At 73.4% G+C, this 21,665-nt stretch carries 18 protein-coding genes and 1 pseudogene; 12 read left to right on the top strand and 7 right to left on the bottom strand.

Annotated elements, in window-relative coordinates:
- The first annotated feature begins 32 nt into the window (after positions 1-32).
- Positions 33-1,304 (top strand): MFS transporter, encoded by a 1,272-nt coding sequence (locus ACFP3U_RS10070; protein ID WP_380224982.1) that lies wholly within the window; start codon positions 33-35, stop codon positions 1,302-1,304.
- A 292-nt stretch (positions 1,305-1,596) separates the two neighbouring features.
- Here the strand turns inward: ACFP3U_RS10070 and ACFP3U_RS10065 are convergent, their stop codons facing one another.
- The 7 genes from ACFP3U_RS10065 to ACFP3U_RS10035 all read right to left on the bottom strand — a co-directional run bounded on the left by ACFP3U_RS10065 (position 1,597) and on the right by ACFP3U_RS10035 (position 7,589).
- A complete protein-coding gene (locus ACFP3U_RS10065; RefSeq protein ID WP_380224980.1) occupies positions 1,597-2,982 on the bottom strand; it encodes an 8-oxoguanine deaminase in 1,386 nt (461 codons plus the stop codon).
- A gap of 56 nt (positions 2,983-3,038) precedes the next feature.
- Entirely contained in the window at positions 3,039-4,526 is a 1,488-nt protein-coding gene (locus ACFP3U_RS10060) for a nucleobase:cation symporter-2 family protein (RefSeq protein ID WP_380224978.1), read from the bottom strand.
- A 221-nt stretch (positions 4,527-4,747) separates the two neighbouring features.
- Positions 4,748-5,680, bottom strand: a complete 933-nt coding sequence (gene pucL, locus ACFP3U_RS10055) for a factor-independent urate hydroxylase (RefSeq protein ID WP_380224976.1) — start codon at positions 5,678-5,680, stop codon at positions 4,748-4,750.
- Positions 5,681-5,708: 28 nt separating this feature from the next.
- Complete coding sequence (gene uraH / locus ACFP3U_RS10050; protein WP_380224975.1) at positions 5,709-6,044, bottom strand: hydroxyisourate hydrolase; 336 nt, start codon at positions 6,042-6,044, stop codon at positions 5,709-5,711.
- A gap of 105 nt (positions 6,045-6,149) precedes the next feature.
- Positions 6,150-6,653: a 2-oxo-4-hydroxy-4-carboxy-5-ureidoimidazoline decarboxylase gene (gene uraD, locus ACFP3U_RS10045; protein ID WP_380224973.1), complete on the bottom strand. Its 504-nt coding sequence runs from the start codon at positions 6,651-6,653 to the stop codon at positions 6,150-6,152.
- 250 nt (positions 6,654-6,903) lie between these two features.
- Positions 6,904-7,284, bottom strand: coding sequence for a helix-turn-helix domain-containing protein (locus ACFP3U_RS10040; RefSeq protein ID WP_380224970.1), 381 nt, complete (start codon positions 7,282-7,284; stop codon positions 6,904-6,906).
- Positions 7,281-7,589 carry a thiamine-binding protein gene (locus tag ACFP3U_RS10035; protein WP_380225071.1) on the bottom strand — a complete coding sequence of 103 codons (309 nt, stop codon included), beginning with the start codon at positions 7,587-7,589 and terminating at the stop codon, positions 7,281-7,283. Before ACFP3U_RS10035 ends, ACFP3U_RS10040 begins: the two co-directional genes overlap by 4 nt.
- A gap of 161 nt (positions 7,590-7,750) precedes the next feature.
- On the opposite strand from ACFP3U_RS10035, the gene ACFP3U_RS10030 reads away from it, so the two are divergent.
- The 11 genes and pseudogenes from ACFP3U_RS10030 (at position 7,751) to ACFP3U_RS09980 (ending at position 21,627) form a co-directional block, all read left to right on the top strand.
- A complete protein-coding gene (locus tag ACFP3U_RS10030) occupies positions 7,751-8,608 on the top strand; it encodes a TIM barrel protein (protein ID WP_380225070.1) in 858 nt (285 codons plus the stop codon).
- A gap of 53 nt (positions 8,609-8,661) precedes the next feature.
- Positions 8,662-9,549: a 2-hydroxy-3-oxopropionate reductase gene (locus ACFP3U_RS10025; protein WP_380224969.1), complete on the top strand. Its 888-nt coding sequence runs from the start codon at positions 8,662-8,664 to the stop codon at positions 9,547-9,549.
- Positions 9,550-9,979: 430 nt separating this feature from the next.
- Positions 9,980-11,122 carry a glycerate kinase gene (locus ACFP3U_RS10020; RefSeq protein ID WP_380224968.1) on the top strand — a complete coding sequence of 381 codons (1,143 nt, stop codon included), beginning with the start codon at positions 9,980-9,982 and terminating at the stop codon, positions 11,120-11,122.
- Between the two features lie 144 nt (positions 11,123-11,266).
- Positions 11,267-12,652: an allantoinase AllB gene (gene allB / locus ACFP3U_RS10015; protein ID WP_380224967.1), complete on the top strand. Its 1,386-nt coding sequence runs from the start codon at positions 11,267-11,269 to the stop codon at positions 12,650-12,652.
- Positions 12,653-12,768: 116 nt separating this feature from the next.
- Positions 12,769-13,782, top strand: a pseudogene (alc, locus tag ACFP3U_RS10010) (allantoicase); the annotation flags it as partial.
- Between the two features lie 293 nt (positions 13,783-14,075).
- Positions 14,076-15,536 carry a catalase gene (locus ACFP3U_RS10005; protein WP_380224966.1) on the top strand — a complete coding sequence of 487 codons (1,461 nt, stop codon included), beginning with the start codon at positions 14,076-14,078 and terminating at the stop codon, positions 15,534-15,536.
- Between the two features lie 228 nt (positions 15,537-15,764).
- A complete protein-coding gene (locus tag ACFP3U_RS10000) occupies positions 15,765-16,544 on the top strand; it encodes an IclR family transcriptional regulator (RefSeq protein ID WP_380224965.1) in 780 nt (259 codons plus the stop codon).
- A 221-nt stretch (positions 16,545-16,765) separates the two neighbouring features.
- Positions 16,766-17,680 carry a metal-dependent hydrolase gene (locus tag ACFP3U_RS09995; RefSeq protein WP_380224964.1) on the top strand — a complete coding sequence of 305 codons (915 nt, stop codon included), beginning with the start codon at positions 16,766-16,768 and terminating at the stop codon, positions 17,678-17,680.
- Between the two features lie 186 nt (positions 17,681-17,866).
- Positions 17,867-18,955: a PDR/VanB family oxidoreductase gene (locus ACFP3U_RS09990; protein ID WP_380224963.1), complete on the top strand. Its 1,089-nt coding sequence runs from the start codon at positions 17,867-17,869 to the stop codon at positions 18,953-18,955.
- Positions 18,956-18,991: 36 nt separating this feature from the next.
- Positions 18,992-19,885, top strand: coding sequence for a M24 family metallopeptidase (locus ACFP3U_RS09985; protein WP_380224962.1), 894 nt, complete (start codon positions 18,992-18,994; stop codon positions 19,883-19,885).
- Positions 19,882-21,627: an SDR family oxidoreductase gene (locus tag ACFP3U_RS09980; protein WP_380224961.1), complete on the top strand. Its 1,746-nt coding sequence runs from the start codon at positions 19,882-19,884 to the stop codon at positions 21,625-21,627. The genes ACFP3U_RS09985 and ACFP3U_RS09980 overlap by 4 nt, the downstream gene beginning before the upstream one ends.
- Positions 21,628-21,665 lie beyond the last annotated feature (38 nt).

The raw sequence follows: 21,665 nt of genomic DNA, 5'->3' as shown, positions 1-21,665 counted from the left end.
CGTCCGGCCGGGAACCCCGCTGTGCTTCTGCCATGACCTCCTCCCCCCTCACGGGGGCGCCTCCGCGCGCCCCCGGCCGACGACTCCTGCCCGCCGACCCGCTGCTGCGCCGACTCGTCCTCATGAGCCTGGTGAACTCGGTCGGGGACGGGCTCTTCGTCACGGTGAACGTGCTGTTCTTCACCCGCTCGATCGGCCTGACGCCCGCTTCGGTGGCGCTCGGCCTCACCGTCGCCGGGATCTGCGGGGTGTTCTCGGGCGTGCCGATGGGCCGGCTCGCCGACCGGGTCGGGACCAAGCGGCTGCTGCTGGTGGTGGTCGGGCCGCTGGAGGCGGTGGCCGTGCTGGGCTACGCCTTCGTGCACTCCTTCGTCGCCTTCGTGGCGCTGGCCTGCGTCGCGACGGCGCTCTCGCGCGGGGCGGCGGCGGTGCGCAGCGCCCTGATCGCCCGGGCGCTGCCCGCCGAGGGCCAGGTGCGGGCCCGGGCGCTGCTGCGCTCGGTGATGAACGCGGGTCTGGTGGTCGGCTCGGGCGGTGCGGCGATCGCCCTCCAGGCGGACAGCCACGCCGGGTACGTCACGATGCTGGTGCTGGACGCGGTGAGCTTCCTGGGCGTGACGGTGCTGCTGGCGGGCCTGCCCTTGGCCGGCAACGCCGGTGCCGTCGACGCCGGGGCGGGGCGGGCGCCGGGGCGTCGGCGGACGGCGCTGCGGGACCGCCGGTACCTGCTGGTCACGGCGCTGCACGCGGTGCTGGAGCTGCAACTCGCGGTGCTGACCGTGGGACTGCCGCTCTGGATCGTGCTCGAAACCGAGGCGCCGCCGGCGATGGTCGCTGGCGTGAACGTGGTCAACTGCCTGCTGGTGGTGTTCTTCCAGGTGCGGGCGAGCCGGGGCGTCACCGACGTGCCGTCGGCGGCGCGGGCGTGCGCACAGGGGGCGGTGCTGCTGGCGGGCTGGTGCCTGATCTACGCGGCGGCCCAGTACGGCCCGGCGTGGGCGGCGACCGGCGCGCTGCTGGTCGGGGCCCTGGTGCACAGCGTGGGCGAGCTGCTGACCTCGGCCGGCGGCTGGACGCTCAGCCTGGACCTGGCGGATCCGCGGGCGCACGGCGAGTACCAGGGGGTGTTCATGAGCGGGCAGGCGGCCGCGCACGTGATCGGGCCGCTGGTGGTCACGCTGACGGCGGTGGACCACGGGGCGGTCGGCTGGGTGGTGCTGGCGGGGGTGTTCGCGCTGGCCGGACCGGCGCTGCTGCCGGCCGCGCGGGGCTCGCTGTCGCGCGCCGCCGTCCGCGTCGGCTGAGGGCCCGGCGGCCGGAACCCCTTCCGGCCGGTCTGCCGGGCACCGCTGCGGGCGCCCCACGGGGGTGGGAGCCGGCTGCGGTGCGGCGGCGCGCCGCTGCCCCGGACCCTCGCCGTGGGTCCGGGGCAGCGGTCCGCCGGCCGGACGGGGCGGACCGGGAGGATCCGTGGCCCGTCCGTCCGGCGGAGTCCGGGTGACGCACCGTCCCTGGGGCGGCCCGGAGTTCCGGTGGGGCGGCTCAGCGGTGTTGCGGTCGGGAGGTGATCCGGTGCTCTCAAATAACCGCGGGCCGTCAGACCGGTCGGGCGGCCAGCTCCTTGGCGGCCCTGGCGCAGGCCTGGGCGATCCGGTCCTCGTTCACCGTGGTGAGCTGCCCCTGCTCGACGACGGCGTTGCCGTTGACGAAGAGCACGGCCAGCGGCGGCAGCGCGCCGAAGGTGAGCGCGGCGACCGGGTCGGCGATCGAGGAGTGCATGATGCCGTCGACCTTCCACAGCGCGAGGTCGGCGAGCTTGCCGGCCTCGATCGAGCCGATCTCGTTCTGCCGGCCGAGCACCCGGGCGCCGCCCATGGTGCCCAGGCGCAGCGCCTGCCGGCCGGTGAGCGCGGTCGGGGAGCCGTGCAGCCGGTTGATCAGCAGGGCGTTGCGCAGCTCGGTGCCGAGTTCGCCGGACTCGTTGGACGCGGTGCCGTCGACGCCGAGGCCGACCGGGACGCCGGCCGCCAGCATGTCGGGGACTCGCGCGATCCCGGCGGCCAGGCGGGCGTTGGAGGAGGGACAGTGCGCGACGCCGGTGCCGGTCTCGGCGAACTTGGCGATGTCGGAGTCGTTCATGTGGACGCAGTGCGCCATCCAGACGTCCTCGCCGAGCCAGCCGACCGACTCGAAGTAGTCGGTGGGGCCCATCCCGAACAGCTCCTTGCAGAAGGCCTCCTCCTCGGCCGTCTCGGAGCCGTGGGTGTGCAGCCGGACGCCCTTGCGGCGGGCGAGTTCGGCGGACTCGCGCAGCAGCCGGGTGGAGACCGAGAACGGCGAGCAGGGCGCGAGCGCGATCTGCAGCATGGCGTCGGGGGAGGCGTCGTGGTAGCGGTCGACGGCCTCCTCGGAGGCGGCGAGGATCGCGTCGAGCTCCTCGACCGCGTGGTCCGGGGGCAGGCCGCCGTCCTTCTTGCCGCGGTCCATCGAGCCGCGCAGCGCGGTGAACCGCAGGCCCAGCTCGCCGACGGCCTCGATCTCGGCGCCGAGGATGTCGCCGCCGTCCTTGGGGAACACGTAGTGGTGGTCGGAGGCGGTGGTGCAGCCGGACTTGAGCAGCGCGGCGGCGGAGCCCTGGGCGGCGGCGTGCACCAGCCGGTCGTCGATCCGGGCCCAGGTCGGGTAGAGGGCGACCAGCCAGTCGAAGAGGATGTCGTCCTGGGCGAGGCCGCGGGTGATCCACTGGTAGAAGTGGTGGTGGGTGTTGACCAGGCCGGGCGTGACGAGGTGGCCCTCGGCGTTGATCCGGCGCACCACGTTGTCCAGCCAGGCCGGGGCGGGGCCCTCGCCGACCGACTCGATCCGGTTGCCGAGGATGACCACATGGCCGCGGGCGTACTCGGTGTCGTGGGCGTCGACGGTGGCGATCGCCGCGTTCTCGATGACGATCCGCTGATCGGCGGGCGGGGGCTGGACGGCCATGGGTGACTCCAAGGGGGAAGGCCGGGCGGGCACGGGGCGCATGCCCGCCCGGTGGGTCAGGAGGGTGACGGTGTCGCCGTCGGCACCGCGGTGCCGGGTGGCGCCTCGGTGGCGGCCCGGCGGGGGGTGCCGAGGTGGTGGAAGAGCAGGTTGAGCAGGACGGCCGCGACGCAGCCGGCCGATATCCCGGAGTGGAGCAGGGTGCGGGCGGCCTCCGGGAAGGCGTCGTAGAAGGTCGGCGCGGCGATCGGGACGATGCCGATCCCGAGCGAGACCGACACCAGGAGGGTGTTGGCGCCGGAGTCCAGCCCGGCCTCCGCGAGGGTGCGGATGCCGCTGGCGGCGACCGTGCCGAAGAGGACGATCCCGGCGCCGCCCAGGACGGGTTGCGGGACGAGCGAGACGAGCGCGCCGAGCACCGGGAAGAGCCCGAGCAGGACGAGCAGTCCGCCGCCGGTCGCGACGACGAAGCGGCTGCGGATCCCGGTCAGCGCCACCAGCCCGATGTTCTGGGCGAAGGCGCTGGCGGCGAAGCCGTTGAACACCGGGCTGACCGCGGTGGCCAGCCCGTCGGCCCGCAGCCCGGCGGCCAGGGTCCGCTCGTCGGCCTCGCGGTCGACGATCCGTCCCAGGGCGAGCATGTCGGCGGTGGACTCGGTCATCGAGACCACCATGACGATGCAGAGCGAGGCGATCGCGGCAGCGTCGAAGATCGGCGCGCCGAAGTGGAACGGCGAGGGCAGGGCGAACACCCGGGCCTCGTGGACGGCGCCGAAGTCGGCCAGCCCGAGCGGGAAGGCGAGCAGGGTGCCCACCGCCAGCCCGACGAGCAGCGAGACCTGCTGCCAGAAGCCGCGCAGCAGCCGGTTGCCGAGGACCACCGCGCCGAGGGTGAGCGCGGCGAGTCCGATGGCCCGGGGCGAACCGTAGCCGGGGGCGCCCGGCGAACCGCCGCGCGCCCAGTTGACGGCCACCGGCAGCAGGGACACCCCGATGAGGGTGATCACGGTGCCCTGGACGACCGGCGGGAAGAACCTGATCAGCTTGCAGAAGTACGGTGCCGCGAAGAGGCACAGGGTGCCCGCGACGATCACCGCGCCGAAGATCACCGGTAGGGCGTCCTTCGGGCCGTGCTCCTTCGCTATGGCGATCATGGGGGCGACGCCGGCGAACGAGACGCCGTTCACGAACGGCAGCCGGGCGCCGATCCGCCAGACGCCGATGGTCTGGAGCAGGGTGGCCAGTCCGGCGGTGAACAGGCTGGCCGAGATGAGCAGGGCGAGTTCGGCGGGGCTCAGGCCCACGCCGGCGCCGACGATGAGCGGGGGAGCGACGACTCCCGCGTACATCGCGGCGACGTGCTGGAGCCCGCTGGTGAGGAGCCTCACCGGGGGCAGGAGCTGGTCCACCGGGTGGACTCCCGGTGGGTCGACCGCGGACGGGTCGCGGTCGACCGTGGACGGGTCGCGGTCGGCCGTGGACGGGCCGGACGTGCTTGCAGGGGTGGAACCGCCGTCGGTGCTACCGGTGTTGCTGGGTGCCATGTCGAGCCCCTCTTGTGCCTCGGCTCGCGGCGCGCCCGTGACGCTGGAGGTCTCCCGAGGGCGGGACGGCGGTGCAAGGGTCCCTCGGGGTCGGTTCTCCAGCTCCCCGGGCCGGCCGCCGCGAGGGTGGGCACGGTCTCCGATGGGTGTGGGGGGTGGAGAAGCGATGGTGCTGGAGCAATGGGTGGAGCGGTGGATGGCGCGGTGGGGGAGTCGGCGGGTCAGACGACCGGGATCACCGGGACGACGCCCTCGCGGTGCACCGTGCCCTCGATGAGGCCGTACATCCGGTCGGCGGCGTAGTACACCTCGTTCTCGTTCTTGAGGCCGAACGGCTCCAGGTCGACCAGGAAGTGGTGCTTGTTGGGGAGTTCGAGGCGTACCTCGTCCACCTCGGCGCGGTTGTTCAGCACGCGGGTCCCCATCGCGTGCAGGGTCTGCTGCAGCGAGTAGGAGTAGGTCTCGGCGAAGGCCTCCAGCAGGTGCCGCTTGACGTGGGTGTAGCAGCGGTTCCAGTTGGGCTGGGCCTCGTCGTCACGGCCGGTGAAGCCGTACTTCCAGCGGGCGGTGACCTGGGTCGCGAGGATCCGGTCGTACGCCTCCTGGAGGGTGGTGTACTTGTCCTTGATGTAGCCCCAGAACTCCGAGTTGGTGGAGTTCAGGACGACCAGGTCCTTGAGCCCGGAGATCACCTGGACGGACTCGCCGTCGTAGACGATCTCGCTGGTGCGGACCTCCTGGCCGTTGCGGACGAAGGAGTGGCCGAAGGAGTGGCCGGCCTCCTCCGAGCCTATGAAACGGGCGTTGTCGTCGGGGGTGCGGATCCGGTCCCAGGTGTACTCCTCGATCCGGATCCGGGCCCGGTGCACGACTCCGCGCTCGGTGTCGTCGACGAAGTGCCGGGCCAGGAGGATGCCGAAGGCCTCGGCCGAGTCGATCCCGTACTCCTTGGCGAAGGCGAAGACGGTGTTCTTGGTGGTGTCGGTGGGCAGGCAGTTGGCGTTCGAGCCGGTGAGGTGGACGTCGTCGAACTCGCCGGAGAGGGCGACCGAGACGTTCAGGTCCTTGATCTCGTGGCGGGTCGAGTCGCGGTAGACGCGGACGATGCGGTTCTCCGCCTTGCCGTACTGGTTCTGACCGAGCACGTGGGCCATGAGATGGCTCCCATATCAATCGATCGGTCTAGCTTCCGCGGTAGACCGAGTATCCGAACGGGTTCAGCAGCAACGGCACGTGGTAGTGGTGCTGCGCGGGCGCGACCGTGAAGACGATCGAGACCTCGGGGAAGAACGGCGGCTCCTCGGACTTCCGCGCGTAGTACGCGGCGGTGTCGAAGACCAGCCGGACGACCGAGCCCGCCTCCACGGCCGGCAGGTCCTTGGCCCGGCCGTCGGAGTCCGTGGCGGAGGTGCCGAGCACCTGCCAGCCACCCTCGGTGTGCAGTGCGAGCTCGACCGGCACGCCCTCGGCCGGGCGGCCGAGACTGGTGTCGAGCACGTGGGTGGAGATGCCAGTCATGGGTGAGGTGACCTTACTGAGGGCAGAGGTGGTGCGGAGGGAGCGGACGTGCTGCGTCGGTGATATCTGACGGACCGTCGGATTTCTCCTTCCTCCGAACGATCGTCAGTTGTCGTCGAGCAGACGGTTGATGCGGATGTCATTGATCTTGAGCAGCTCGCCCCGGACGATCTCCGCCTCGGTGGCGGGGTCGTTGGGCCGGCGCTCGCGCAGGGCGGCGAGCATGGTGGCCGCGGTGCGGCCGGTCGCGCAGATCAGGAACACATGGCCGAACTTGGCCTCGTAGGCGGCGTTGGCGCGGCGCAGCTCGTCGAGCAGGGCCTCGTCGGCCCCGTGGACGCCGGCCTGCTCGCGCTCGGAGGTGGCGTCGCCCGGTTTGGGCGCGCCGATCCGGGCGTGGCCGGCCATCGCCTCGTGCAGGTCGGCGACGGAGAGCCCGGCCATCGCCTTGGCGTTGGCGTCGAGCAGGGCCCGGCGATCCTTCCACGGGCGGGCCGCTACGACGGCGTCGGCCCAGGCGGGGCTGGTGCAGACGTCCAGCAGGAGCTCCCTCAGCTCGGCGGTGTCGGTCGCCGCCAGGGCGTCAAGGGCGTGGGGGTGGTTGGTCACGAGTGGACCTCCTGGAGAGTGGTGCCACCCGCACAAGCTAGATCGGTGGGATCAGGCCGTCAACACTTTGTTGAACGGTTGGTGGTTACGTTTTGCGACGGCCCTCGTTGCCGGGGTGTTTCGTGTGTGATGAGACAAGTGTGCCCCGCCGGGAGCCGGGCCAGACTGGCCCGACCGGCGGGGCGTACCCCTCTGGGGTCTCCTGTGAAGCCTCCTGCGGGGCCTCTTCCGGGGCCTCTTGCGGGAGGGGTCAGTTCGGCTTCGAGCTGTCCTGGCGGTTGAGGTAGTTGTACACGGTGAAGCGGCTGACGCCGAGCGCCGTGGCGACCGTCTCGACGCCGTGACGGACGGTGAACGCGCCGCGCTCCTCCAGCAACGCGACCACGCGCTGCTTCTCCCAGCGGTCCAGCTCGGTCAACGGCCGGCCGTCGAACTGCCGGGTCATCTCGGCCAGCATGCGGTCCAGCGCGCTGCTCAGGTGCGGCAGGCGGACGGCCAGCGCGCGCTCGCCCTCCCACTCCAGGAGGACGTCCTCGGGCTTCGCCTCGTCCAGCGGGACGGGCGTCGCGCCGATCGCGTCCAGCAGCGGCTTGATCGCCGCGGCGAGCGGGTGTTGCGGCTGTTCGGTCACGGCGTACCGCCCTCCGCGGTTCTCCCGGTCCCGGGCTTGTTTTCGGTCCCGGGCGCGGGCTCGCTTCCGGTTTCGGTCTCGTCGAGGACGCTGACCTGGACCGAGATCCGGGTCGCGCCGGCGTCCAGGCTCTCCCGGAGCAGCTTGGACACGGCGGCCAGAACCTGGTCCGCCTCGCCCTCGGCGCCGGTGCCGAACGGGCCGACCGCGACGGCGAGGCCCGCCTCGTCGACCGCCTTGCGGGCCGCCACGGCGTGCGGCGGGAACGTGTCCAGTTCGAACGGTTCTGTCGTGAACTCCACCATCAATCGCACGCGCTCACTCTAGCGAGCGGCCTGTGGCGGAGCGCTTCAACAATTTGTTGCAGATGCCTTGACAGTCGCTCGATGGCCTGGAGATGCTTCCACTAGACAGAATCCTTCTTCCGCGTTGTGGAAGTCGAATGACGGAAGAGAGATACGAGGTGATGGACGTGGCCGCCGAACCGAGCGCTGCCGCCCGGCACAGCTTCACGGTCAACCTGTCGATCCTGTTCGGCGAACTCCCGCTGCTGGAGCGCCCGGCCGCAGCCGCCGCCGCCGGGTTCACCGCCGCCGAGCTGTGGTGGCCGTTCGGCGAGCAGTACGACCCGTCCGAGGCCGAACTGGACGCGCTGCGCAAGGCCTTCACCGACGCCGGCGTCCGTCTCACCGGCCTCAACTTCCTCGACGACCTGAGCTGGGGCGCCCGCGGTGCCGTCTCGGTGCCGTCCGAGCGCGACCGCTTCCGGGCCAATGTGCCGGTCACCGTCGCGCTCGCCGCCTCGCTCGGCACCCCGGCGCTCAACGCGCTGTACGGCAACCGCGTCGAGGGCGTCGACCCGGCCGAGCAGGACGCCCTCGCGCTGGAGAACCTCGTCCTCGCCGCCCGGGCCGCCCACGGGATCGGCGCGATCCTGCTGGTCGAGGCGCTGAACCGGCCCGAGTCCCCGGACTACCCGCTGGTCTCCGCGGCCGCCGCGGTCGAGGTGGTGGACAAGGTCAACGCCGCCACCGGCCTGGGCAACGCGAAGTTCCTCTGCGACCTCTACCACCTGGCCCGCAACGGCGAGGACCTCGCTGCGGTCATCGACACCTACGCCGACCGGATCGGCCACGTGCAGATCGCCGACACCCCCGGCCGCAACGAGCCGGGCACCGGCGAACTGGACTTCGAGGACCTCTTCGCCCGCCTCACCGCCGCCGGCTACACCGGCCGGATCGGCCTGGAGTACCGGCCGTCCACCGGCGTCAGCGCCGACAGCTTCGAGTGGCTCGCGCGGGAGCACCGCGCGGCCGTCCGCTGACGGTCTCCTCCCCGCCCCCCGCACCCCCCGTACGCAACAGAAGGAACGACGCGATGAGCCGCAAGATCGCCTTCATCGGCCTCGGCATCATGGGCAGCCCGATGGCCGCCAACCTGGTCAAGGCCGGCCACCACGTCACCGGCTTCAACCTCACCCAGCCGCAGATCGACGCCCTGGTCGCGGCCGGTGGCCACGGCGCCACCAGCATCGCCGACGCGGTGAAGGACGCCGAGATCGTGATCACCATGGTCCCGGCCGACCCGCACGTCGAGCAGGTCGTCCTGGGTGAGGGCGGCGTCCTGGAGAACGCCAGGGCCGGCACGCTCGTCATCGACATGTCGAGCATCACCCCGCAGACCTCGATCAAGGTCGAGGCGGCCGCGAAGGAGAAGGGCATCCGCACCCTGGACGCCCCGGTCTCCGGCGGTGAGGCGGGCGCGGTCGAGGCCGTGCTGTCGATCATGGTCGGTGGCGCCGCCGAGGACTTCGCCGAGGCCAAGCCGCTGTTCGACGCGCTCGGCGCCACCGTGGTCCACGTCGGCCCGGCCGGCGCCGGCCAGACCGTCAAGGCCGCCAACCAGCTGATCGTGGCGACCAACATCCAGGTGCTGGCCGAGGCCGTGGTCTTCCTGGAGAACGCGGGCGTGGACCTCGCCGCCGCGCTGGACGTGCTCGGCGGCGGCCTCGCCGGCTCGACCGTGCTGAACCGCAAGAAGGCCAACATGCTGAACCGCGAGTTCGCCCCCGGCTTCCGGATCGACCTGCACCACAAGGACATGGGCATCGTCACCGACGCCGCCCGGGCCGTCGGCGCCGCCCTCCCGGTCGGCGCGGTCGTCGCCCAACTGGTCGCCTCCGCCCGGTCCAACGGCGACGGCTCCCTCGACCACTCGGCGCTGCTGCGCGGCGTCGAGCGGCTCTCCGGCCGCGAGGTGAAGTAGCCCCGCCGGCCCCCAGGGCTCCTCCCCGTGGCGTGTACCTGCCCGGTCGTGCCCGCGCCACCGGGAGGCAGACTGACAGCTGACAGAATCTGTTATCTGTTATCTGAAATCTGTCAGCTGTTATCTGTCAGTCGTCAGCTGTCAGTCGTCGGCCGCCAGGCGTCGGCCGACCTCAGACCCGATCGGCGGGCGGGCCGGGGCTCATCCGCCCGCCCGCCGATCGACCAGACTGCGACGCGCCCACCCTCACAGGGGGCACTTCGGTCGTGCCGCCCGGCGCGTCGCACCGGCTCCCTCCCTCACCGAGGGGAGCCCCTCGTACGTCGGAAGCGGGACGAGGGGAACGGCGGGGAGGGAGCCGCTTCCCGGGGCGTCCGGGTCCATGCTTGACGAACCATCGGCAGACCAGTCCGGAAGTGAGGCCCACGCCATGCCCGCCACCCCCCACCAGGGCCATGTGGTCGTAGCTCCCGACAAGTTCAAGGGCACCCTGGAGGCCGCCGAGGCCGCCGCCCGGATCGCCGCCGGCATCCGTCGTGCCGCTCCCGGTACCGAGGTGCGCGAACTGCCCGTCGCCGACGGCGGCGAGGGCACCCTGGCCGCCGCCCTCGCGGCCGGCTTCACCAGGGTCGCCACCAAGGTGGCCGGTCCCACCGGCCTGCCGGTGGACGCCGCGCTCGCCGTCCGGGGCACCACCGCCGTGGTCGAGCTGGCGCAGGCCTCCGGCCTGGCCCGGCTCCCCGGCGGCCGGACCGCCCCGCTCGCGGCCGGCTCCTACGGTGTCGGCCAGCTGATCGGCCGGGCGGTGGCCCAGGGCGCCCGGCGGATCGTCCTCGGCCTCGGCGGCAGCGCCAGCACCGACGGCGGCGCGGGCATGCTCCAGGCGCTCGGCATCTCGCTGCTGGACGCCGAGGGCGCCGAACTGCCGCCCGGCGGCGCCGCGTTGCGCCGACTGGACCGGATCGGCCTCGGTCCGTCGGCCCGCACCCTGGACGGTGTCGAGGTGGTCGTCGCCTGCGACGTGGACAACCCGCTGCTCGGCCCGCGCGGCGCCGCCGCCGTCTACGGCCCGCAGAAGGGCGCGAGCGGCGAGGACCTGGTGGTTCTGGAGGAAGGTCTGACCCGGTTCGCCGACGTGGTCGCCGCCACCGTCGGCCGGGACGTCCGGGAGGCCCCCGGCGCCGGAGCCGCGGGCGGGGTCGGCTTCGCCGCACTGGCCGTGCTCGGCGCCACCATGCGACCCGGCATCGAGCTCCTGCTCGACCTGCTGGGTTTCGACGAGGCGGTGCGTGGGGCACGCCTCGTCGTCACCGGCGAGGGCTGTCTGGACGCGCAGACGCTCCACGGCAAGGCCCCCGCCGGCGTCGCCGCGGCGGCTGCTCGGGCGGGGGTTCGGGCGGCCGCCGTCGCGGGGCGGGTGGAGCTGTCCGAGCGCGAGTGGCGGGCCGCCGGCTTCGTCGCCGCCTACGCGCTCAGCGAGTTGGGCGAGCAGCCGGGTGACGGCATGACCAGGGCAGGAGAGCTGGCCGAGGTCGCGGGGGAGCGGCTCGCGGTCGCCTTCCTACGCCGCTGAGCACCCCGGGAGCCACTGGCCGACTCGCGCCGCCCTCGTACTTTCCTCCATTGACGTTTTGTTGAAGGCAGGCCTAGGCTCCGGCCATCCTTCGGCGCGTCCCTTCAATTCAGACACCCCCATCCAGGCTTCGGAGGTCCCCCCATGCCCCCCACGCCCCTCAGCGAGACCGCGCTGATCCGCTCCCGCCGGGTGGTCCTGCCGGACGGCGAGCGTCCCGCGGACGTGCTGGTCCGGGACGGGAAGATCGAGCGGATCGCCGCGCACGGCTCCCTCCCGGCCGACGACCGCCAGGTGACCGACCTCGGCGACACCGCCCTGCTGCCCGGTCTGGTCGACACCCACGTGCACGTCAACGAGCCCGGCCGCACCGAGTGGGAGGGCTTCGCCACCGCCACCCGGGCCGCCGCGGCCGGCGGCGTCACCACGATCGTCGACATGCCGCTCAACTCGGTGCCCCCCACCACCACCCTCGCCGGACTGGAGGCCAAGCGGAAGACCGCCGAGGGCCAGGCCTGGGTGGACCTCGGCTTCTGGGGCGGCGCCGTCCCGGACAACCTGGCCGACCTCGAACCCCTGCACCGCGCCGGTGTGTTCGGCTTCAAGTCCTTCCTGGCGCCGAGCGGCGTCGACGAGTTCCCGCACCTGGAGGCGGCCGGGCTGGAAGCCGCGCTGGCCGAGCAGGCCCGGCTCGGGGCGCTGGCCATCATCCACGCCGAGGACCCGGCCGTGCTGGCCGCCGCGCCGCAGCAACCCGGCGTCCACTACCGGGACTTCCTCGCCTCCCGCCCCGCCGACGCGGAGACCGCCGCCGTCGCCCGGCTGCTGGACACCGCCCGCCGCACCGGCGCCCGGGTGCACGTCCTGCACGTGTCCTCGGCGGCCGTCCTGCCGCTGCTGCGCCAGGCCCGGGCGGAGGGCGTCAAAGTCACCGCGGAGACCTGTCCGCACTACCTGACCCTCGCCGCCGAGCAGGTCCCGGACGGCGACACCACCTTCAAGTGCTGCCCGCCGATCCGTGACGAGGCCAACCGCGACGCGCTCTGGGAGGCCCTGGCGGCAGGGGAGTTCATCGCCGTCGTCTCCGACCACTCGCCGTCCACCCCGGATCTCAAGCTGCTGCCCGAGCACGGCGGCAGCGGGGACTTCGCGGCGGCCTGGGGCGGCATCGCCTCCCTCCAGCTCGGCCTTCCGGCGGTCTGGACCGAGGCCCGCAGGCGCGGCCACACCCTCGCCGACGTGGTCGGCTGGATGTCGGCCGGCCCGGCCCGGCTGGTCGGCCTCGCCGGGCGCAAGGGCGCCATCGCGGTCGGCCACGACGCCGACCTGGTCGCGTTCGACCCGGACGGCGCCTTCGCCGTCCACGCCGCCGAACTGCACCACCGCAACCCCGTCACCCCGTACGCGGGCCGGACGCTCACCGGCGCCGTCCGCACCACCTGGCTGCGCGGCCGGGTCGTCGACCCCGCCGGCGAACCGTTCGGCGTACAGCTCACCCGCCCCCGCACCCCGTCCGAGGAGCTCCAGTGACCACGGTCCCCGCCCAGAGCGTTCCCGCCCCCGGTGCGCCCGCCTCCGGTGCTCCCGCGCCCGGTGCTTCCGCGAACGCCGCCCCCGCAGTCGCGCCCCGGGCCCCGTTCACCGAGCTGGTCGACCTCGCCTCGCGCGCCCTCGGCGCCGGCGTCGTCGCCACCAACGAGGACACCTTCGCCGACGCCGAGAACCTGCTGGTCGCCGCACCCGCGGAGTTCCGCCCGCACACCTTCGGCCACAAGGGCCAGATCATGGACGGCTGGGAGTCCCGCCGGCGCCGCGGCGTCGGCGCCGAGCAGCCGCACCCCACCGACGAGGACCACGACTGGGCGGTCGTCCGGCTCGGCGCCGCCGGGGTGATCCGCGGACTGGTCGTCGACACCGCGCACTTCACCGGCAACTACCCCGAGAGCGCATCCGTCGAGGCCGCCTCGATACCCGGCCACCCCTCGCCGGCCGAGGTCGCGGCCGCCGAGTGGGTGGAGATCCTGCCGCGCACCCCGCTCCGGGGCGACACCGCCCACGAGTTCGAGGTGCGCTCCGAGGCCCGGTTCACCCACGTCCGGCTCAACATCTTCCCGGACGGCGGGGTCGCCCGGCTCCGCGTCCACGGCGAGGTGCTGCCCGACCCGCGCGAACTGGACGGCCTCAGCTTCGACCTGGCGGCCCAGGAGCACGGCGGTGTCGCCGAGGCCGCCTCCGACCGCTACTACTCCTCCCCGCACAACCTCAACGCTCCCGGCCGCGCCTCCGTCATGGGTGAGGGCTGGGAGACCCGGCGTCGGCGCGACAAGGGCAACGACTGGGTACGGATCGCCCTGGCCGGGGGCGGCGAGGTCCTGGGCGTCGAGGTGGACACCACCCACTTCGTCGCCAACGCCCCCGGCTGGGCCGACCTGGTCGGCTACGACGCCTCCGCCGGCGGGGACCCGGACACCGACGGGGACGGCTGGTTCGAACTGCTGCCGCGCACCCGCCTGCAGCCCGACACCCGGCACCGGTTCCGCCTCACCCCGCGCCGTCCGGTGACCCATGTGCGGATCAACGTCCACCCGGACGGCGGCCTCGCCCGCCTCCGGGTCACCGGCCGCCTCACCGAGGCCGGCCGCGCCGCCCTCGCGCTGCGCTGGTTCGACGCCGTCCCGGCCGCCGAGGCCGTCGCCGCGTTCACCGAGGCCGGTCTGACCGCCGGCGAGGCCGCCGAACTCGCCGCCGCCCGCCCGCTGGGCGGCCCGGCCGAGGCCCGCGCCGCCGTCGCCGCGCTCAGCCCGTCGGACGGCCCCGACGGCGAGCACTCCTCCCGCCGCCGCTCGGCGGCCTGGCGGCTGCTCGGCATCTGATCCGGCGGCGCCGCGCCGGCCCTGATGCCTCGTCACATCCCTCTCCACGCGCCACCCTTATCGACACCGAAGGACCCGTCATGCCCAAGATCCTGACCACGGAGTCCGGCGCCCCGGTCGCCGACAACCAGAACTCGGCCTCGGCCGGCGCGTACGGCCCGCTGCTGGTCCAGGACCAGCACCTGCTGGAGAAGCTCGCCCGGTTCAACCGCGAGCGCATCCCGGAGCGGGTCGTGCACGCCCGCGGCTCCGGCGCGTACGGCTACTTCGAGGTCACCGACGACGTGTCGCGGTACACCCGCGCCGCGTTCCTCGGCGAGGTCGGCAGGCGCACCGAGCTGTTCCTGCGCTTCTCCACCGTGGCGGGCAACCTGGGCTCCAACGACGCGGTGCGCGACCCGCGCGGCTTCGCGGTCAAGTTCTACACCGAGGAGGGGAATTACGACCTCGTCGGCAACAACACCCCGGTCTTCTTCATCAAGGACCCGCTGAAGTTCCCGGACTTCATCCACTCGCAGAAGCGCGACCCGTTCACCGGTGTCCAGGAGGCCGACAACGTCTGGGACTTCTGGGCGCACTCGCCGGCCTCGACCCACCAGATCACCTGGCTGTTCGGCGACCGCGGCATCCCCGCCTCGTACCGGCACATGAACGGCTACGGCTCGCACACCTACCAGTGGGTCAACGAGCAGGGCGAGGCCTACTGGGTGAAGTACCACTTCAAGACCAACCAGGGCATCCGCTCGCTGGACGCCGGGCAGGCCGCCGAGGTGGTCGGCGGCGACGCCGACAGCCACCAGCGCGACCTCCACCAGGCCATCGAGCGCGGGGTGTTCCCGAGCTGGACGCTCTACGTGCAGCTGATGCCGGTCGCCGAGGCGGCCGACTACCGCTTCAACCCGTTCGACCTCACCAAGGTGTGGCCGCACGCCGACCACCCGCTGGTGAAGGTCGGCCGCCTGGTGCTCAACCGCAACCCGGAGAACGTCTTCGCCGAGGTCGAGCAGTCCGCGTTCTCGCCGAACAACTTCGTGCCCGGCATCGGCCCGTCCCCGGACAAGATGCTCCAGGGCCGGCTGTTCGCCTACGCGGACGCCCAGCGCTACCGCCTCGGCGTCAACCACACCCAGCTGCCGGTCAACGCCCCGCGCGCCACCGAGGCGGCCACCTACGGCCGCGACGGGTTCAGCGCGCTCAACCCGGCCGGCCGCGCCAAGAACTACGAGCCCAACTCGTACGACGGCCCGGCGCAGACCGACGCGGCGCTCGCCGCCCCGGCGGAGCTGTCCGGCTGGACCGGGACCTACCCGACCCCGGCCCACACCAAGGACGACGACTTCTTCCAGGCCGGTGAGCTCTACCGGCTGATGTCGGAGGCCGAGCGGGGCCGGCTGATCGCGAACCTGGCCGGTGCGCTGGCCCAGGTCACCCGCGACGACATCGTCGAGAGGAACCTCGCCCACTTCCACGCCGCCGACGAGGAGTACGGCGCCCGTCTGGAGGCCGCCGTCACCAGGCTCCGGACCGCCGACGAGTCCTGATCACCCGTCCCCGGGCGGCTCCGGGCGGCTCCGGGAGCGCGGGGGCGCTCTGCGGGGCCGCACGGGGGTGAGTGGGCGTGAGCAGGCGCGGGGCGGGGCATATGCCAGTCAAGCGATTCACCGCGTCCGCCTGAATATTCCACGAGAGGGGGATGGGCGAGGCGGGTGGTGGATAGGGTGGAGCCTACCCGCGGGTCACGTAGCGGGTGGACATCGGAAGGGGACGACATGTCGACACCAGCCCCGGGCCGTCACGCCGCACCGGAGCAGGGGGTGCCCGGTGCGTTCACCTCGCTGCGGCACGCCCTCAGACTGCTGGAGGCGGTGGACCGGCACCCCGGTGGTGCCACCCTCGTGACCCTCGCCAGGGAGACCTCCCTGGGCCTGCCGACGGTTCGCCGGCTCGCCGAGATCCTGGAGATCGAGGGCTACCTCCGCTGCCAGGACGGCGGTTGGGTGCTCGGCGGCACCTTCGCGCTGCTCGGCCAGCACAACCGGGAACAGCTGGTGCGCGCCCGGATGGAACGCAAACTCGACGATCTGCGGGACGAGTTGGGTGCCGCGGTGTACTTCGTCCGCTACCACGAGGGTGAGCTGTCGGTCGAGGCGGTCTCGGCGTCCGACCAGGCGCCGGCGGTACAGGAGTGGGTGGACTTCCGGGCCACCGCGCACGCCAGCGCGATCGGCAAGTGCCTGCTCAGCCAGCTCGACCACGACGGCCGGCGGGACCACCTCTCCCGGCACCCGGTGGCCCGGCTGACCTCCCGGACGGTCACCGACGCCGACCAGCTGATGCACCGCCTGGAGCGCCAGCCGGCCACCGTGCCGGTGCTGGACATCCAGGAGTACGCGCTCGGCACGGTCTGCGCGGCCGTACCGGTGACCGCCGGCAGCACGGTCGGCTGCCTGGCCACCTCGATGCCGGTCGGCGACGTCCACCGCCTGAAGGCCGCGGCCGAACTGCTCGCCGCCCGCGCCGCGCCGTTGATGCTGGCCATGGCGGTCTGAGGCACCTCGCGAGCCCACGGGACCCCGCTTCGGCGGGGTCTTCGCGTTTCCGGCGTTTGCTGTGTTTCCAGCGTTTCCAACGTTTCCCGGTGGCCCGCGCGGCGCGCAGCACTTATTAGACTCGACGTCGATAAGGCGTGCCGAAAGCCTTGTGGTGCGGGCTACCCGCGAGTACGTTTTGCCGGGTCGAGCCGCCGCCCGCAGGTCAGGAGGGCCCTTCCATGCCCAGCGCCACCCCCGTCCCCGCCCTCGCGCCGCCCGCCGCCCGGGTGCACGATGGCCTCGTCCTGGAGCCCCGCGACGTCCACTTCGACTGGGCCGGGCTGCCGCTGCACTGGATCCCCGACGAGCCGATGGCCACCCACGTCATCAACGTGCTGCACCTGCTCCTCCCGGAGGGCGAGCGCTGGTTCGTGAAGGTGTTCAAGGAGGCTCTCCCGCTCATCCGTGACGAGCAACTCCGCGACGAGGTCCTCGGATTCATCGGCCAGGAGGCCATCCACGCCGAGGCGCACCAGGAGGTCCTCGACCACCTGCTCGGCCAGGGCCTCGACCCGCGCCCCTACGTCCGGCAGGTCAGCTGGCTGTTCGGGCGCGTCCTCGGCGACAAGCCCGGACTGAGCCCGGCCCGGCGGCGCGAGAACCTCGTCGAACGGGTCGCGTTCGTCGCGGCGATCGAGCACTTCACCGCCTTCCTCGGTAACTGGGCGCTCAACTCCCCGGGCCTGGACCGCGCCAAGGCCGACCCGACGATGCTCGACCTGCTGCGCTGGCACGGCGCCGAGGAGGTCGAGCACCGCAGCGTCGCCTTCGACCTGATGGTCCACCTCGACCCCGGCTACGCGCGCCGGATCCGCGGCATGCTCATCTCCGGACCGCTGCTGGTCCACCTCTGGGTGCGCGGCGCCCGCTTCCTGCTCGCCGCCGACCCGACCCTCGACGGCCGACTCAAGCCCACCTGGCGCGAGACCGGCCGGATCGCCAAGCGCGGCCTGCTGCCGGACCCGATCCGGTCGATCCGCTCCGGCCTGCGCTACCTGCGGCCCGGCTACCACCCCACCCAGGAGGGCTCCTCCAGCCAGGCCCTCGGCTACCTCGCGACCTCCCCGGCCGCCCGCGCCGCCGCCGGTAGGTGACCGGCGCGGCCTGCGCCCGGCGGCTGACGACTGACGGATAACAGCTGACAGATGACAGCTGACGTTATCTGTCATCTGTTATCTGTTATCTGTCAGCTGTCAATTGTCAGCCGTCAGCCGTCAGCCGCTCCCCGAATCTGGCAGCCGCCACCCGTCGGCTGCCACCGGACCCAAGGACCCCGCCGGATGGACCTGCGCACCCCGCCCCCCGATCTCTACGGCCGCCCGCGCGCCGACACGTTCTTCCGCTTCCTCACCGCGTTCGGCGACCGCTACAGCCCCGCCCTCGGGGGCCCGCTGCTGCGCCGCAACCCGCGCCGCCCGTTCAGCCGCCCCACCGAGGCGCTGCGACTGGTCGTCACCGCCCGCCGCGCGGTCGCCGCCGACGCCGTCGAACTGACCCTCGCCGACCCCTCCGGCACCGCCCTCCCGGCCTGGCAGCCCGGCGCCCACCTGCTCCTCGCGCTCCCCTCGGGCCGCGAGCGCCACTACTCGCTCTGCGGCGACCCGGCCGAGCGCTCCGCCTACCGGATCGCCGTCCGCCGCCTGCCCGACGGCGGTGGCGGCTCTGTGGAGATCCACGACACCGTGCACCCCGGCACCCGGCTGAGCGCCCGCCGGCCGCGCAACGGCTTCGCCTTCTGCGCCGAATCTGCCGTCCTGCTGCTGGCCGGCGGCATCGGCATCACCCCGCTGCTCCCGATGGCCCGCGAGGCCCAACGGATCGGCCTGGACTGGCACTTGGTCCACACCGGCCGCAGCGCCGACACCCTCCCGTTCGCCGACGAGGTGCGCGCGCTCGACCCGGCCCGCGTCCACCTGCGCACCGACGAGGAGCACGGCGGCCCGCCCACCGGCGCCGAACTCCTCGCCCACGCCCCGCGCGGCGCGGCCGTCTACTGCTGCGGACCGGCCCCGATGCTGGCCGCCGTCCAGCACGCCCTCGACGCCTCGCCCGCCGTCGGCCTGCACTTCGAGCGGTTCGGCGCGGCCCCGGTCACCGGCGGCGCGCCGTTCACCGTGCGGCTCGGCGCCGACGGCCCCGAGCTGCCGGTCCCGGCGGACCGTTCCGCCCTGGACGTGCTCCGCGAGGCCCGCCCCGATCTCGCGTACTCCTGCCGGCAGGGCTTCTGCGGCACCTGCGAGGTCCGCCTGCTGGCCGGCACCCCGGACCACCGCGACCGCCGCCTCACCCCCGAACGACGCGCCGCCGGGGCGGTGTTGCCCTGCGTCTCCCGCGCCGCCGCGGGCGAGACCCTCGTCCTGGATCTCTAGAGCAAGCCCGCCGAAGCCCCAGAAGGAGCCCCCGCCGTGCCGCGCACTCCCGCCTTCCCGTTCACCGAGCGCGACCTCGCCCGTTTCCGGGAGACCCAACAGCTGGCGTACGACTGCGCCGAGCAGGTCGCCGCCTGGATCGAACCCGGCGTCACCGAGCGCCAGGCCACCGCCCAGTTGCGCCGCCGTCTGGTGGCCGCCGGCGTGCAGGACTTCTTCCACATCCCGTTCGCCTGGTTCGGCGACCGGACGGCGTTCCGCCACTTCCACACCCCGCTGCAGTTCTTCGCGGGCAACCGCCGCCTCCAGGAGGGCATGCCGTACGTGCTGGACTGCGCCCCCGTCGTGGACGGCTACACCGCCGACATCGGCTACGGCGGCAAGGTCGGCGAGAACCGCGTCTGGGACCGCCTGGCCGCCGACCTCAAGGTCTACCGCGAGCTGATCCTCGCCGAGGTCCGTGCCCGCAGGCCGCTCGCCGAGGTGTACGCGGCCGTCGACGCCCAGATCGAGGCGCACGGCTACGACAACCGCCACCGCGTCTACCCGGGCCGGGTGATCGGCCACCAGGTCACCCGGACGACCGCCCGCGGCCCCGCCGGGGTGAACGTCTTCGGCTTCGGTGTACGGACCCTCCAGACGCTCGGCCGCGAGCTGATCAGCGAGCGCCTGCACGGCCGTTCCCCGCTCTGGGCGGACGGCCGCTCCTCCCGGCACGCGCCCACCCCGGGGCTGTGGGCCGTGGAGCCGCACATCGGCTTCCGTGAGGTCGGCATCAAGTTCGAGGAACTGCTGGTGGTGACCGAGGACGACGCCTACTGGCTCGACGACGACCTCCCGCACGTCCGCCGGTGGAGCAGTGCCGCCCAGGCCGAGCCGGCCCCTACCCCCACCACGACGACCGCCGCCCCTGAGGGAGCCGCCCGATGAGCGCCCGCGCCACCCGCCCACCCGCCACCCGCCCCCGCACCGTCCACTCCGGCGGCGTCCCACTCGCGGTCTTCGAGCAGGGCGACCCGGCCGCCCCCACCGTCCTGCTGGTCCACGGCTACCCCGACACCCACGCCGTCTGGGACGACGTCGCCGCCGACCTCGCCCGCGACCACCACGTGGTCCGCTACGACGTGCGCGGCGCCGGCGCCTCCGCCGCGCCCGCCGACCGTTCCGGCTACCGCCTGGAGCAGCTCGCCGCCGACCTGTTCGCCGTCGCCGACGCGGTCAGCCCGGACCGCCCGGTGCACGTGGTCGCCCACGACTGGGGCTCGCTCCAGTCCTGGGAGGCCGTCACGGCCCCCGGCGCCGAACGCCGCCTCGCCTCCTACACCACGATGTCCGGGCCCTGCCTCGACCACCTGGGCTTCTGGCTGCGCGAGCGCCTCCGCCGCCCCACCCCGCGCCACCTCCGGCAACTGCTCGCCCAGGGCGTCCACTCCTGGTACATCACCGCCTTCCACCTGCCCTTCCTCGCGCCCGGCGTCTGGCGGCTGGGCCTGGCCCGCGCCTGGCCCCGGGTGCTGCGCGACCTGGAGGGCGTCACCCCGCGCGCCGACCACCCGCAGCCCACCCTCCGCCGGGACGCGGTGCGCGGCATCGAGCTCTACCGGGCCAACATGCGCCAGACCCTGCGCCACCCGCGCGAGCGCCCCACCGAGGTGCCGGTGCAGCTGATCACCCTCACCGGGGACCACTACGTCGGCAGCTACCTCTCCGAGGGACTGGAGTGCTGGGTGCCCAGGCTGACCCGTCGGACCCTGCGCGCCACCCACTGGTCCGCACTGCTGGAGAAGGGAACCACCGTGGCCGGACTGGTCCGCGAGCACATCAGCCGTACCGAGGCCGGCCACTCAGGCGCAGGTGCCCCCGGCGACAGCCGGCTGGTCGTCGTCACCGGCGGCGGCAGCGGCATCGGCCGGGCCACCGCGCTCGCCTTCGCCGAGGAGGGCGCCCGGGTGGTGGTCTGCGACCTGGACCTCGACGCGGCCCGCCGCACCGCCGAACTCGCCGGCCTGCTCGGCCCGGCCGCCCACGCCTACCGGGTCGACGTCAGCGACGGCGCCGCCGTCGACGCCTTCGCCGAGCAGGTCGCCGCCGAGCACGGCGTGCCCGACGTGCTGGTCAACAACGCCGGCATCGGCCACTCCGGCACCTTCCTGGAGACCACCGAGAAGGAGTGGCAGCGGGTCCTCGACGTCAACCTCTGGGGCGTCATCCACGGCTGCCGCGCCTTCGGCACCCTGATGGCCGACCGCGGCGAGGGCGGCCACATCGTCAACCTCTCCTCCGCGGCCGCGTACCTGCCCTCGAAGGCGCTCACCGCCTACGCCACCAGCAAGGCCGCGGTGTTCATGCTCTCCGACTGCCTGCGCGCCGAACTCGCCGGCCACGGCATCGGCGTCTCCACCATCTGCCCGGGCCTCGTCAACACCAACATCACCCGCACCTCCACCTTCTCCGCCACCACGGCCGAGGAGCAGGCCGCCAAGCAGGCCCGGGCCGCCCGCCTCTACGCCCGCCGCGGCTTCCCGCCGGAGAAGGTGGCCACCGCGATCCTCGCCGCCGTCCGCACCGGGCGCCCCGTCGTCCCCGTCACCCCCGAGGCGAAGGCCGCCCGCTTCCTCAGCCGCCTCGCCCCCGGCCTCCTGCGCCTCGCGGCCCGCCTCAACGTCACCTGACCAGCCGCGCAGGCCAGCCGCACGGGCCTGTGATATCG

This window comes from Kitasatospora misakiensis (assembly GCF_042656005.1).
In the GTDB taxonomy this organism is placed as follows: Bacteria; Actinomycetota; Actinomycetes; order Streptomycetales; family Streptomycetaceae; genus Kitasatospora; species Kitasatospora misakiensis.
Note: the sequence above shows the minus strand (reverse complement) of the source record. Positions and strands in the feature narration are given on the sequence as shown.

Bases quoted from the DNA above. Each gene is read 5' to 3' on its own strand.
- ACFP3U_RS10070 (WP_380224982.1), top strand. From the start codon at position 33: ATGACCTCCTCCCCCCTCACGGGGGCGCCTCCGCGCGCCCCCGGCCGA.
- ACFP3U_RS10065 (WP_380224980.1), bottom strand. From the start codon at position 2,982: ATGGCCGTCCAGCCCCCGCCCGCCGATCAGCGGATCGTCATCGAGAAC.
- ACFP3U_RS10060 (WP_380224978.1), bottom strand. From the start codon at position 4,526: ATGGCACCCAGCAACACCGGTAGCACCGACGGCGGTTCCACCCCTGCA.
- pucL (WP_380224976.1), bottom strand. From the start codon at position 5,680: ATGGCCCACGTGCTCGGTCAGAACCAGTACGGCAAGGCGGAGAACCGC.
- uraH (WP_380224975.1), bottom strand. From the start codon at position 6,044: ATGACTGGCATCTCCACCCACGTGCTCGACACCAGTCTCGGCCGCCCG.
- ACFP3U_RS10035 (WP_380225071.1), bottom strand. From the start codon at position 7,589: ATGGTGGAGTTCACGACAGAACCGTTCGAACTGGACACGTTCCCGCCG.
- ACFP3U_RS10030 (WP_380225070.1), top strand. From the start codon at position 7,751: ATGGACGTGGCCGCCGAACCGAGCGCTGCCGCCCGGCACAGCTTCACG.
- ACFP3U_RS10025 (WP_380224969.1), top strand. From the start codon at position 8,662: ATGAGCCGCAAGATCGCCTTCATCGGCCTCGGCATCATGGGCAGCCCG.
- ACFP3U_RS10020 (WP_380224968.1), top strand. From the start codon at position 9,980: ATGCCCGCCACCCCCCACCAGGGCCATGTGGTCGTAGCTCCCGACAAG.
- allB (WP_380224967.1), top strand. From the start codon at position 11,267: ATGCCCCCCACGCCCCTCAGCGAGACCGCGCTGATCCGCTCCCGCCGG.
- ACFP3U_RS10005 (WP_380224966.1), top strand. From the start codon at position 14,076: ATGCCCAAGATCCTGACCACGGAGTCCGGCGCCCCGGTCGCCGACAAC.
- ACFP3U_RS10000 (WP_380224965.1), top strand. From the start codon at position 15,765: ATGTCGACACCAGCCCCGGGCCGTCACGCCGCACCGGAGCAGGGGGTG.
- ACFP3U_RS09995 (WP_380224964.1), top strand. From the start codon at position 16,766: ATGCCCAGCGCCACCCCCGTCCCCGCCCTCGCGCCGCCCGCCGCCCGG.
- ACFP3U_RS09990 (WP_380224963.1), top strand. From the start codon at position 17,867: ATGGACCTGCGCACCCCGCCCCCCGATCTCTACGGCCGCCCGCGCGCC.
- ACFP3U_RS09980 (WP_380224961.1), top strand. From the start codon at position 19,882: ATGAGCGCCCGCGCCACCCGCCCACCCGCCACCCGCCCCCGCACCGTC.